The sequence below is a fragment of the Hyphobacterium vulgare genome (assembly GCF_042643335.1).
Lineage (GTDB): Bacteria > Pseudomonadota > Alphaproteobacteria > Caulobacterales > Maricaulaceae > Hyphobacterium > Hyphobacterium vulgare.
In genome coordinates this window covers 208,756-220,342 of sequence record NZ_JBHRSV010000019.1, presented here as the reverse complement: position 1 = coordinate 220,342, position 11,587 = coordinate 208,756, and the positions used below count along the sequence as shown (strand labels likewise).

Sequence of the window (11,587 nt, the reverse complement as noted above, 5' to 3'; positions counted from 1 at the left end):
GCAGTGATGTGTAAGGGACGGGTGGTGACATCCGCCCGGGGTCCGGCGGAGGCACCGTGAAGTTCACGGCACTCAAACTCATTGGATTCAAGTCCTTCGTGGACCCGGCCGAGCTGCGCATCGAGCCGGGCCTCACGGGAATCATCGGGCCCAATGGCTGCGGCAAGTCCAACCTGCTCGAAGCCCTGCGCTGGGTGATGGGGGCCACATCGGCCAAGTCACTGCGCGGCTCGGGCATGGAAGATGTGATCTTCTCCGGCACCGACGCTCGCCCCTCGCGCGACCGGGCCGAGGTCGTCCTCACCGTCGATAATTCCGACCGCACAGCCCCGGCCCGTTTCAACGACCATGCCTCGCTGGAAGTGATCCGCCGCATCACGCGCGGTGCGGGCTCGCTCTACAAGGTCAATGGCGAGGAAGTCCGCGCCAAGGACGTGCAGTTGCTGTTTGCCGACGCCTCCACCGGCGCAAATTCTCCGGCTCTGGTACGCCAGGGCCAGATCAGCGAACTGATAGCCGCCAAGCCCGAGAATCGCCGCCGCGTTCTGGAAGAGGCCGCCGGCGTCGCAGGCCTGCGCGCCCGCCGCCACGAATCGGAATTGCGCCTGAAGGGGGCCGAATCGAATCTCGACCGGCTGCAGGACGTGATCGACGACCTCGAAGCGCGTCACGAAGCGCTGCAGCGACAGGCACGCCAGGCCGCCCGCTACCGCAATCTCTCCGGCGACATCCGCGCACTCGAAGCCGCGCTGTGGCTTAAGCGCTGGCAGGACGCCCGCGACGCGGTGAACACGGCCGAAGCGCGCATGGCCGAAACCCGATCGGCTGCCGAAGAAGCGATTCGCAAGGCCGCTGCCGCATTGTCCGCCGCCGAAGCCGCCGCGGCTTCGCTCGAACCCGCTCGTACCGCCGAAGCCGAGGCGAGCGCCGCGCTGCGTCGGCTCGAACGCGAACGCGATACGCTCCAGCGCGACGCCGCGGACGTCAGCCGGAATATCGAAGCCCTCGATTCGCGCCTGAAGGATCTCGCCGCCTCGATCGAACGCGAAGCAGCGCTGCACGAGGACGCCCTGGCCGCTGCCGAACGGGCCGTCGCCGACGTAAAGGCGCTCGAAGACGCCGCCTCACACGAGGAGACGGCGCTGGCTGGTGCCGAAGCGGTGCGCGGCGATGCCGAGGCCCGGCGCCGCAAGAAGGACGAGGCGCTCGACGCCGCCTCTCGCACCGTCGCCGCGCTCCATGCCGCGCGCGATTCAGCGCGGCGCGATGTCGAGACGCATCGTCAGCGCCTCGAAAAGCTGACGCGCCAGCTCGAAACCGCAGAAACCGCCCGCGCCGACCTCGGCGAGATGTTCGGCGAAGCGCCCGAAACCGCCGAGGCCGCACTGAAAAGTGCCGAAGCCGAACTCGCCGCCGCCCGCGAAACGCTTGAAGCCGCGGAATCGGCACGCCGGGAGGCGGAGGATGCCGAGCGCACCGCCATCGACGCGCGCCGAGAAGCCGAGGGTGAGCGCTCTGCGCTGGAACGCGAGATCGCTGCGCTCGAACGCATGCTGGCGCAGGAAGCAGTGGAGAATCGCGCCCTCGACGCGATTCGTGCGGCCCCCGGTTTCGAAAAGGCGCTCGGGGCAGCGCTGGGCGAGGATCTCGACGCTTCGCTCGATCCCTTTGCCGGCCGCCACTGGTCTGTCTCGGATATCCGCGCCGACGCCCTGCCCGCCGGTGCGGCGCCGCTGTCGAAACATGTCACTGCGCCGAAAGAACTCGCCGCCCGTCTTGACGCGATCGGTGTCGTGGACGCCGGCAAGGCCGAAGCGCTGGCGAAGCAGCTGAAACCCGGTCAGCGCCTCGTCACCAGGGAGGGCGATGTCTGGCGCTGGGACGGCTATGCTGCCCGCGCCGACGCACCGTCCGCGGCCGCAGCCCGTCTCGAACAGCGCAACCGGCTCGACGAGGCCCGCGGCGAGCTGGAAACGCTCCAGCCCCGCATGGCCGAAGTGCTGGGCATTGCCGAGGCCGCCGCCGAAACCCTGCGCACGGCTCGTGACGCCGAAGGCCAGGCGCGCGCCGCGATCAGCCCGGCCGACCGGACGGCCCGCGAGGCGATGACGGCCTTGTCACGCGCCCGGGAAACCGCTGCGCGCGAAGCCGAACGCCGAGCCTCGCTCGATGCCGAAATCACCCGCCTGACCGGTGAAAAGCAGGAGGCCGAAGCCGCACTGGCGGAGGCCGAGGCCAAATTCACTGCGGCCGAAGGCAATACCGAAGCCGAAGCCGAACTGGTGAAGGCGCGTGACGAAGCCGAACGTGCCCGCCGCGCCGCCGATGATGCGCGCACCGCCTATGACGTCGCCCATCGCGAGGCGACCGCACGCAAGCAGAAACTCGACGCCGCGCGCCGCGAACGCGAGGACTGGACCCGCCGTGCCGCCGCGGCAGGCGACCGCATCGGCGCACTGCGCAGCGAAGTGACCGAGGCCGAGACCGCCCGTACCGCGCTTGAGGACCGCCCGGCGGAAATCGAAGCCAAACTCGATACGCTGTCGGACGCGCTGGAACGCGCCGAGCGCAAGGCGAATGACGCCCGCGAAGCCGTGCTCAGTGCCGAGGATGGCGCCCGCGGCGCCGATGCCGCGGCCCGCGCCGCCGAGCGCGAAGCCTCCGCCGCGCGCGAAGCCCGCGCCGCCGACGAAGCCCGCCTGACCGGCGCCCGCGAACGCCTCGAGGAGACCGCCGATCGCCTGAGCGACGCCTGTGGCGCGGGACCCGAAGCCCTGAAGGAACAGGTCGAGGAAAAGCATCTCGAACTCGACCTCGACGATCTCGAACGCCGGCTCGACACGGCGCGCCAGAGCCGGGAACGCCTCGGTGCGGTCAATCTGCGCGCCGACGAGGAAGCGCAGGAGCTGCAGGCAAAGAGCACCGAGCTGACCAGGGAACGCGAAGACCTGCTCGCGGCGATCGACCGGCTGCGCAAGGGTATCGACGCGCTGTCCCGCGAAGGCCGGGCGCGCCTTCTGGAAGCCTTCGAGAGGGTCGACGGGCATTTCCGCAAGCTGTTCGAGACCCTGTTCGAGGGCGGGCGTGCCGAACTGCGCCTGACCGAAAGCGACGATCCGCTGGAAGCCGGCCTTGAAATCTACGCCTGCCCGCCGGGCAAGAAGCTGGAAAACATGGCGCTTCTGTCGGGCGGCGAGCAGGCGCTGACGGCCTCGGCGCTGATCTTTGCCGTCTTCCTGTCGAACCCGGCTCCGGTGTGCGTACTCGACGAAGTCGATGCGCCGCTTGATGACGCGAATGTCGATCGCTACTGCCGCATGCTCGACGAAATGCGCCGCCTGACCGAGACGCGCTTCCTCGTGATCACCCACAATCCGCTGACCATGTCGCGCATGGACCGCCTCTACGGCGTGACCATGGCCGAGCGCGGCGTGTCGCAGCTGGTTTCGGTCGATCTCCGGAAGGCCGAGACACTGATCGCCGCTGAGTAATAAAAGGCACAGCATTTCAAGAATTTAGCTATGCATGCGCATTGCTTGACTTGGGCAGACCCCTTGTCTAGCTTGCGCGCGCTCGCCGGGGGGCCTGGCGGGTACGGAATATCATGTCTGACCAAGACGAATCGAACCATAGCGATCCCCGCGACAAGGCCTCGGATTTCGAGCGGCGTCTCAACGCCAAGCTTGAAGCCAGACGCGTCGAGGAGGAGCGCCGGAACCCGAGCCGCAGCGGCTGGTCCATCGGACTGCGCTACGGCAGCGACTTCTTCGCCGGGGTTCTGGTCGGAGCGGGCGGCGGTCTGGTCGTGGACAGACTGCTCGGCTGGACGCCCTGGGGGCTGATCGTCGGGCTGTTACTGGGTTTTGCGGCGGGGACGCTGAATGTCGTCCGGGCCGCACGTGACATCAACGCCAGTGGCGACACCGGCGCGAAAAAATAGGAAGAACGCGCGCGTTCTTCGCAGGTCAGAAGGGGCCGGGCGTGGCAGACACCAACCCGATCAGACAGTTCGAAGTCCATCCCGTGCTTCCCATGGAAGTGAATGGCATCGACCTGTCCTTCACCAATTCCAGCTACTTCATGTTCCTGGCCGTCGCGGGCGTGACCCTGCTGATGGCACTGGCCACCACGAAGCGTGCCCTGGTTCCCGGCCGCGGCCAGTCGATCGCAGAACTGCTCTACGAATTCGTCGCGGGCATGATCCGTTCGACGGCGGGCACCGAAGGCCTGCGCTTCTTCCCCTTCGTCTTCACCCTCTTCATGTTCATCCTGACGCTGAACATGCTGGGCATGATGCACTACATGCCGGCCCCCGGCTGGCATGGCTTTACGGTGACCAGCCACATCATCGTGACGTTTGCCCTGTCCATGCTCGTCATGGTCATCGTCGTGGGCTACGGCGTGTGGAAGAACGGCTTCAAATTCCTGAAGCTCTTCGTACCGTCGGGCGTGCCGCTTCCGCTCTATGCCATCGTGACGCCGATCGAGGTGATTTCCTTCCTCTCGCGTCCGCTCAGCCTCTCCGTGCGTCTGTTCGCCAACATGCTGGCGGGCCACATCCTCCTGAAGGTCTTCGCCAGCTTCGTCATCATGATGGGCACGGCCGGCGTGCTCGGCTTCCTCGGAGCCGCGCTGCCGCTCTTCATGGTCGTGGCGTTGACCGCACTCGAATTCCTTGTCGCCTTCCTGCAGGCCTATGTCTTCGCGATCCTGACCTGCATCTACCTCAACGACGCCCTGCACCCGGGACACTGATCCGGACGGGACGTTTCTTCTTCAACCGCAATCCATCCAAGAGGAGCAATCACATGGAAGCGGAAGCCGCGAAATTCATCGGTGCCGGTCTGGCCTGCCTGGGCATGCTGGGCGCCGCCATCGGCGTGGGCAACATCTTCGGGTCCTTCCTTCAGGGCGCCATGCGCAATCCGGCCGCTGCCCAGCAGCAGTTCGGCAACCTGATCTTCGGCTTCGCCGTGACGGAAGCCCTGGGCATCTTCTCGCTGCTGATCGCCCTGCTGCTGCTGTTCGTCGTCTAAGGACGGCATTGCTTAACTGACGGTCTTGCCGGCGGAACGCACGCGTTCCGCCGGCCTTGAGCCATAGAAGAGACGTCCCATGACGCTCATCGAAACGGTCATCGAAGCCGCCCCGGGTGCCGAACAGGCAGCCGAGCACGGTGCGGAACACGGCGCTTCCGGCGCCTTCCCGCCGTTCGACCCGACCTATTTCGCCTCCCAGCTTTTCTGGCTGGCGATCTTCTTCACGATTTTCTACGTCCTGATGTCGCGCTGGATCCTGCCCCGGATCGGCTCGATCATCGAGGAACGCCGCGACCGCGTGGCCGACGATCTCGACACCGCCCAGCAACTCAAGGCCCAGGCCGACGAGACGCGGGACGCCTACGAGAAGTCGCTGGCCGATGCCCGGGCCAAGGCGCACGCCCTGGCCGTGGAAACCAAGGCCAAGGTCTCCGCCGAGATTGCCGAGGAAACCGCTGCGCTCGAGGCCGAACTGGCCGAACGCACCGCGGAATCGGAAAAGACGCTGGACAAGGCCCGCAAGAAGGCGCTCGGCGAAGTGCGCGGCATTGCCGCTTCGACGGCCGCGCAGATCGCCGAACACCTGTCGGGTCTGACGGTGAGCGAAGCCGACGCCGAAGCCGCCCTGCCCGACACATCGGCCCGCTAGGAGGATCGACATGGCTTACCTACTTTCCGATCCGACTTTCTGGGCCATGGTTGGCCTGGTGCTCTTCTTCGGCGTGCTCGTCTGGCAAAAGGTGCCGGGTGCCATCGCCAAGATGCTCGACAACCGGGCCGACACGATCCGCAAGGAGCTTGAAGAGGCCCGGCGCCTGCGCGAGGAAGCCCAGGAGCTTCTCGCCTCCTTCCAGCGCAAGCAGCGTGAAGCCGAGGCCGAAGCCGACGCCATCGTCGCCCAGGCCAAGAAGGACGCGAAGTCCATGCGCGCGGAAGCCCGCAAGGAACTTGCCGAACGCCTCGACCGCCGCACGGCCATGGCCGAACAGCGTATCGCTCAGGCCGAGGTGCATGCCACCCAGGAAATTCGCGCCCTGGCCGCCGACCTCGCGGTCGACGCTGCGGCAAAGCTGCTCGGCGAGAAGCTGTCGAAGAAGCAGATCTCCGACCAGATCAAGGCTGATCTCGAAACGCTGGAACAGCGCCTCAACTAGGCGCAGGCCTCAGTCCTGAAACACGAAAGGCGGCCCGACGGGCCGCCTTTTTCTTTGCCGTATCGGCGGAACCTTATTCTGCGGCCTGACGCTGCGTCTCGGCCTCGTCCTTGTCGCCGCCGAACAGGCCTTTCACGCGGTTCCAGATCGCCGGATGGCGCTTCAGGAAATTGGTGATGTGCCGGTGCGCCGTCTTCGAACTGCCGGCCAGCAGCAGCACCCCGATGATGAAGAGCGGCAGGCCGAGCGGGATCGGCGTGATCGCGAACGGGATGGAAATAATCACCAGCGCAAGGCCGAGCGCCGCGCCGATCATCCGGAACACGGTGACGATCGCGCTGCCGATCGGGTGGCCATTCATGCGCCGAAGCGTCTCGTTCATCGTCTCAACTTTCCAACCGGTCCCTGAGATAGGGTGCCGGACCGTCCGCGGATAGGACGTTACTGCAACATCGGCCGGGAAAGAGACGGGATTGCGGCGTCTCTCCGTCCCTCCCGTGAAGAAGGAACGGAAAGACAGCCGCTCCGGTTTCGCTCGGGCCTACTCGGCCGCAGTGGCCACAGGCGGAGTCCAGCGCAGCACCGGGTTGCGCGCCGCCAGCGTCTCGTCGAGACGCTTGGTCGGGGCGTGGACCGGCGCGCTGCGGAATCGGTCCGCCTCGCCGGCCTTGGCGGCTTCAGCCAGCGCTTCCAGCACGTCGCAGAACCGGTCGAGACCCGATTTCGATTCGGTCTCGGTCGGCTCGATCAGCATCGCGCCGTGGACGACGAGCGGGAAATACATCGTCATCGGGTGATAGCCCTCGTCGATCATCGCCTTGGCGAAGTCGAGCGTGGTCACGCCCGTGTCCTTCAGGAAGCGATCATCGAACAGCGCCTCGTGCATGCAGGTGCCGTCGAAGGCCGGCGTCATGACGTGCTTCAGCCGCGCCAGGATGTAGTTGGCGTTGAGCACCGCGTCTTCCGAGGCCTGCTTCAGCCCGTCCGAGCCGTGCGACAGCATGTAGGTCAGCGCCCGCGAGAACATCCCCATCTGGCCGTGGAAGGCCGTCATGCGGCCGAAGGGTTCGCCATCGGCGTCCGCTTCCTGCTCGATCAGGCGCCAGCCCTCGCTCGTCTGCTCGACCCGCGGCACCGGCGCATAGGGCGCCAGCGCTTCGGAGAAGACGGTCGGGCCGGACCCCGGGCCACCGCCGCCATGGGGCGTTGAGAAGGTCTTGTGCAGGTTGATGTGCATCGCATCAATGCCGAGATCGCCCGGGCGGACGCGGCCGACGATGGCGTTGAAATTCGCCCCGTCGCAGTAGAAATAGCCGCCCGATTCGTGGATCAGGTCGGCGATTTCCTTGATGTCGCGCTCGAACAGGCCGCAGGTGTTCGGATTGGTCAGCATGATGCCGGCCACATCGTCGCCCAGCTTGGCCTTGAGGGCTTCCAGATCGACCCGGCCCGTCGCATCGGCCGGGATCTCGTCGGTGGTGAAGCCGCATTGCACGGCCGTCGCCGGGTTCGTCCCGTGGGCCGATTCCGGCACCAGCACGCGGCGGCGCTTGGTCTCGCCGCGCGCGTCGAGCGCAGCGCGGATCGCCATCATGCCGCACAATTCGCCATGCGCGCCGGCTTTCGGCGACAGGGCGACGCAGGGCGTGTTGGTCAGCGTCATCAGCCAGTGGGCCAGCTCGCCCATCAGCTCGATCGCGCCTTCAACCGTTTGCTGCGGCTGCATCGGGTGGATGTCGGCGAGACCCGGCAGGCGCGCCATCTTCTCGTTCAGCCGCGGATTGTGCTTCATCGTGCACGAGCCGAGCGGGTAGAGCCCCAGATCGATGGCGTAATTCTTCCGCGACAGGCGGACGTAATGGCGCATCGCTTCCGGCTCGGCGAGGCCCGGCAGGCCGATCGCCGCCGTGCGGTCGAGACCGCCGAGGCGGGTCTTGATGCCCTTCGGCTCGGGCAGGTCGACACCGGTATTGTCGGTGCGGCCGCGTTCGAAGATCAGCGGTTCGGACTGATCGAGACCGCGCGAGCCGGAGAAGGTGTCGGCATAGCCGCCGGTCGAGAGATTCTCGGCCATGCGGGTCGGGCGTCCTTGGGTGTTCAAAGGCATGTCGCGTCCTCGATGACTGCGCCAGCGCCATTCCCTCCCCTTGAGGGGAGGGTCAGGGTGGGGTGTAAAACGACTTCAGAACCGGTGGTGATGGCGAACTCCGGAACGCCCCCCACCCCGTCCCTCCCCCGCGGGGGGAGGGAGAAAGCGGTTGCTGCGTTCATCACAGCACCTCTTTCAGCGCATCGGCGAAGGCCGTGAGATCGGCCTCGGTATTGGTTTCGGTGGCAGCCACGATCAGCACGTCTTCAAGCGCGCCCGGGAAGAGGCGGCTCGCGGGAACCCCGCCCAGCACGCCCTTTTCCACCAGCGCATCGACGACGCCCGCGGCGGGCTTCGGCAGCTTCAGCGAGAATTCGTTGAAGAAGCGGTCGGTCAAAAGCTCGACACCCGGGACCGAGGTCAGCCGGTCGGCAAGGTCGCAGGCCGTCTCGTGATTGAGACGGGCCAGCTGCCTCAGGCCCTTCTCGCCCAGCAGCGTCATGTGGATCGTGAAGGCCAGCGCGCACAGACCCGAATTGGTGCAGATGTTCGACGTCGCCTTTTCGCGGCGGATGTGCTGCTCGCGCGTCGACAAGGTCAGAACGAAACCGCGGCGGCCATCGGCATCGACGGTCTCGCCGGCAAGACGCCCCGGCAGGTTGCGGATGAAATTGCGGTCGTTCTTGCACGCGAACAGGCCGACATAGGGTCCGCCGAAATTGAGGCCGACGCCGATCCCCTGCCCTTCGCCGACACAGATGTCCGCGCCCATTTCGCCCGGCGACTTCACAAGGCCGAGCGACACCGGCTCGGTGAAGACGGCGATCACCAGCGCGCCCTTGTCGTGCGCAGCCTTCACAACCGGTTCGAGGTCGTGCAGGCGGCCGAACACGTCCGGCGTCTGAACGACGACGCAGGCCGTCTCCTCGGTGATGTGGTCGAGCAGCTTGCCCAGCCCGTCATGGCGGGCCGGCTCGGACACGACGTCAATGTCGAGATACTTGCACAGCGTCTTGGTGGTGTCGGCATAGTGCGGGTGCAGCGAACCGGCGAGCACCGCCTTCTTCCGCTTCGTCACCCGGCTGGCCATCACCACGGCCTCGCCGCACGCTGTCGAGCCGTCATACATGGAGGCATTGGCCACATCCATGCCGGTCAGGAGCGCGACCTGGGTCTGGAATTCGAACAGGGTCTGCAACGTGCCCTGGCTGATTTCCGGCTGGTACGGCGTGTAGGCCGTGAGGAATTCCGAGCGCTGGATCAGGTGATCCACCGTCGACGGAACGTGGTGCTTGTAAGCCCCCGCGCCGACGAAGAAGGGCACGGACGAGGCCGGCGTGTTCTTCGCCGCCAGCTTCGAGACATGCCGCTCGACCTCGAGCTCGGTCATGTGGTTGGGCAAATCGACCGTGCCGCCGAGGCGCGCCGCCTGCGGCACGTCGGTGAACAGGTCGTCGATCGACTTGACGCCGATCCTGGCAAGCATGTCCGCACGGTCCTGCGGAGTCAGCGGGAGGTAACGCATCGGGCTAGGGCTCTGTCCTTTTCGCGTGTCTCCCCCCGTTCACGGGGGGAGTGGCCCGGAGGGCCGAGGGGGCTTGCCCCCTCCACCGCTTCGCGGTCCCCCTCCCCCGCTTCGCAGGGGAGGAAACCGGTCGGCGGGTCAATCTCAGGCGATGTGCTGCTTGTAGGCGGCTTCGTCCATCAGGCCGTCGAGCTGGGACTTGTCGGCCAGCTTGATGCGCACGAACCAGCCCTCGCCGGCCGGCGCTTCGTTGACGGTTTGCGGTGCGTCTTCGAGCGCGTCATTGACCGCGACGACCTCGCCGGAGACCGGCGCATAGACTTCAGAGGCGGCTTTCACGGACTCGACCACGGCCATCTCGTCGCCCTGGCTGAAGGATTTGCCGGTCGCCGGCAGCTCCACAAAAACGACATCGCCCAGCTGTTCGGCAGCATAGGCAGTAATGCCCACGACGGCCTCGTCGCCTTCGACGCGGATCCACTCATGGTCCTTGGTGAAATGGGTGCTCATGATCTTCCCTTCCCTGATGCGGCCCCTCAGCCGCGATAATAGCGTTGTTCGACAAACGGCATTTTCGCGATCGTGGCCGGACGGGCCTTGTCGCGCACGAGGATCTCGATTTCGGTGCCGGGCGCGGCGAACTCGGTGTCGACATAGGCCATGCCCACCGGTCCGCCCACCGTCGGGCCGAACCCGCCGGAGGTGACAACACCGATCGTGTTGCCGTCCTTGACGATTTCCGCGCCTTCGCGCGCCGGCGCACCGGCCATGGTGAAGCCGACCCGCTTGCGCTGCGGTCCATCGGCGAACATCGCCATGACCGTATCGGCGCCCGGGAAGTCCTTGCGCTCGCGGCGCGGCTTGGCGACCGCCCACATCAGCGTGGCCTCGACCGGCGTCTTGGTCTCGTCCATGTCATGGCCATAGAGGCAGAGCCCGGCCTCGAGGCGCAGCGAGTCTCGCGCACCCAGACCGATCGGCTTCACTTCCGGCTCGGCCAGCAGCGCGCGAGCAACGCGTTCGGCTTCGGCGGCCGGAATGGAAATCTCGAACCCGTCCTCGCCGGTATAACCGGAGCGCGAGATGATCGCGCCGGTGCCGAGAAGGTCGAAATGGCCGCACTGCATGAAGACCATATTGGCGGCGTCCGGAGCGAGGCGCGCCATCACGTCCTTCGCCTTGGGGCCCTGCAGCGCCAGCAGCGCGCGGTCGGCGAGCACTTCCAGCGTGCCCTTGCCCTGCGTCGCCTTCGCGATTCGCGCGAAATCGGCTTCCTTCGTGGCGGCATTGACCACCAGGAAGACGCCGTCGGCGTCGGGGCGCGAGACCATCAGATCGTCGAGGATGCCGCCCTGCTCGTTCGGCAGCAGCGTGTATTTCTGTTCGCCCGGCTGCAGCGCCGTCAGATCGGCGGTGATCAGCTTTTCCAGCGCACTCTCGTCGCCGGTATAGCGCGCCTGGCCCATGTGCGAGACATCGAACAGGCCGGCAGCGTCACGCGTGTGATTGTGCTCGGCCATGATGCCTTCGTACTGCACCGGCATCGAATAGCCGGCGAAGGGCACCATGCGTCCACCCAGCTCGATATGCAGCGCGTCGAGCGGCGTGTGATGAAGGTTGGCGTCGGACATTCAGGTCTCCAGACGGGTTACGGCGCGCTTGGTTAGCCCAAGCCGCCCCCGCTGTCTTCATGACCTGAGAGATTCCGCGGCGCCCGGCGAACCCGGCCCGCTTGCTCCGTCGGTGGGATGCGGTTGCCCGCACCCGCTTTCCAGCGTTT

11 protein-coding genes and 1 riboswitch are annotated in these 11,587 nt (G+C 66.5%); of the genes, 6 read left to right on the top strand and 5 right to left on the bottom strand.

From position 1 onward, the window contains the following. Positions 1 to 56: 56 nt before the first annotated feature. The 6 genes from smc to ACFOOR_RS10595 all read left to right on the top strand — a co-directional run bounded on the left by smc (position 57) and on the right by ACFOOR_RS10595 (position 6,193). Complete coding sequence (gene smc, locus ACFOOR_RS10620) at positions 57 to 3,491, top strand: chromosome segregation protein SMC (protein WP_343164344.1); 3,435 nt, start codon at positions 57 to 59, stop codon at positions 3,489 to 3,491. Between the two features lie 113 nt (positions 3,492 to 3,604). After that, positions 3,605 to 3,940 carry an AtpZ/AtpI family protein gene (locus tag ACFOOR_RS10615; protein WP_343164343.1) on the top strand — a complete coding sequence of 112 codons (336 nt, stop codon included), beginning with the start codon at positions 3,605 to 3,607 and terminating at the stop codon, positions 3,938 to 3,940. 41 nt (positions 3,941 to 3,981) lie between these two features. Beyond that, a complete protein-coding gene (locus tag ACFOOR_RS10610; RefSeq protein WP_343164342.1) occupies positions 3,982 to 4,755 on the top strand; it encodes a F0F1 ATP synthase subunit A in 774 nt (257 codons plus the stop codon). Between the two features lie 53 nt (positions 4,756 to 4,808). Beyond that, positions 4,809 to 5,036, top strand: a complete 228-nt coding sequence (locus tag ACFOOR_RS10605) for a F0F1 ATP synthase subunit C (RefSeq protein ID WP_039718586.1) — start codon at positions 4,809 to 4,811, stop codon at positions 5,034 to 5,036. A gap of 79 nt (positions 5,037 to 5,115) precedes the next feature. Beyond that, the gene (locus ACFOOR_RS10600; RefSeq protein WP_343164341.1) at positions 5,116 to 5,688 is read left to right on the top strand and encodes a F0F1 ATP synthase subunit B family protein; all 573 of its coding nucleotides are present in this window, start codon (positions 5,116 to 5,118) and stop codon (positions 5,686 to 5,688) included. Positions 5,689 to 5,698: 10 nt separating this feature from the next. Further along, complete coding sequence (locus ACFOOR_RS10595; RefSeq protein ID WP_343164340.1) at positions 5,699 to 6,193, top strand: F0F1 ATP synthase subunit B family protein; 495 nt, start codon at positions 5,699 to 5,701, stop codon at positions 6,191 to 6,193. Between the two features lie 73 nt (positions 6,194 to 6,266). Here the strand turns inward: ACFOOR_RS10595 and ACFOOR_RS10590 are convergent, their stop codons facing one another. The 5 genes from ACFOOR_RS10590 to gcvT all read right to left on the bottom strand — a co-directional run bounded on the left by ACFOOR_RS10590 (position 6,267) and on the right by gcvT (position 11,438). Next, positions 6,267 to 6,575: a hypothetical protein gene (locus ACFOOR_RS10590; protein ID WP_343164339.1), complete on the bottom strand. Its 309-nt coding sequence runs from the start codon at positions 6,573 to 6,575 to the stop codon at positions 6,267 to 6,269. Positions 6,576 to 6,734: 159 nt separating this feature from the next. Further along, positions 6,735 to 8,300: an aminomethyl-transferring glycine dehydrogenase subunit GcvPB gene (gene gcvPB, locus ACFOOR_RS10585; protein WP_343164338.1), complete on the bottom strand. Its 1,566-nt coding sequence runs from the start codon at positions 8,298 to 8,300 to the stop codon at positions 6,735 to 6,737. Between the two features lie 163 nt (positions 8,301 to 8,463). Beyond that, entirely contained in the window at positions 8,464 to 9,807 is a 1,344-nt protein-coding gene (gcvPA, locus tag ACFOOR_RS10580; RefSeq protein ID WP_343164337.1) for an aminomethyl-transferring glycine dehydrogenase subunit GcvPA, read from the bottom strand. Positions 9,808 to 9,951: 144 nt separating this feature from the next. Beyond that, positions 9,952 to 10,317, bottom strand: a complete 366-nt coding sequence (gene gcvH / locus ACFOOR_RS10575; protein ID WP_343164336.1) for a glycine cleavage system protein GcvH — start codon at positions 10,315 to 10,317, stop codon at positions 9,952 to 9,954. A 26-nt stretch (positions 10,318 to 10,343) separates the two neighbouring features. After that, positions 10,344 to 11,438, bottom strand: a complete 1,095-nt coding sequence (gene gcvT / locus ACFOOR_RS10570; RefSeq protein ID WP_343164335.1) for a glycine cleavage system aminomethyltransferase GcvT — start codon at positions 11,436 to 11,438, stop codon at positions 10,344 to 10,346. A 49-nt stretch (positions 11,439 to 11,487) separates the two neighbouring features. After that, positions 11,488 to 11,584: riboswitch (glycine riboswitch) on the bottom strand. Between the last annotated feature and the right edge of the window lie 3 nt (positions 11,585 to 11,587).

Coding starts and splice junctions, on each gene's coding strand:
- ACFOOR_RS10615 (WP_343164343.1), top strand. CDS start 3,605: ATGTCTGACCAAGACGAATCGAACCATAGCGATCCCCGCGACAAGGCC.
- ACFOOR_RS10605 (WP_039718586.1), top strand. CDS start 4,809: ATGGAAGCGGAAGCCGCGAAATTCATCGGTGCCGGTCTGGCCTGCCTG.
- ACFOOR_RS10600 (WP_343164341.1), top strand. CDS start 5,116: ATGACGCTCATCGAAACGGTCATCGAAGCCGCCCCGGGTGCCGAACAG.
- ACFOOR_RS10595 (WP_343164340.1), top strand. CDS start 5,699: ATGGCTTACCTACTTTCCGATCCGACTTTCTGGGCCATGGTTGGCCTG.
- ACFOOR_RS10590 (WP_343164339.1), bottom strand. CDS start 6,575: ATGAACGAGACGCTTCGGCGCATGAATGGCCACCCGATCGGCAGCGCG.
- gcvPB (WP_343164338.1), bottom strand. CDS start 8,300: ATGCCTTTGAACACCCAAGGACGCCCGACCCGCATGGCCGAGAATCTC.
- gcvPA (WP_343164337.1), bottom strand. CDS start 9,807: ATGCGTTACCTCCCGCTGACTCCGCAGGACCGTGCGGACATGCTTGCC.
- gcvH (WP_343164336.1), bottom strand. CDS start 10,317: ATGAGCACCCATTTCACCAAGGACCATGAGTGGATCCGCGTCGAAGGC.
- gcvT (WP_343164335.1), bottom strand. CDS start 11,438: ATGTCCGACGCCAACCTTCATCACACGCCGCTCGACGCGCTGCATATC.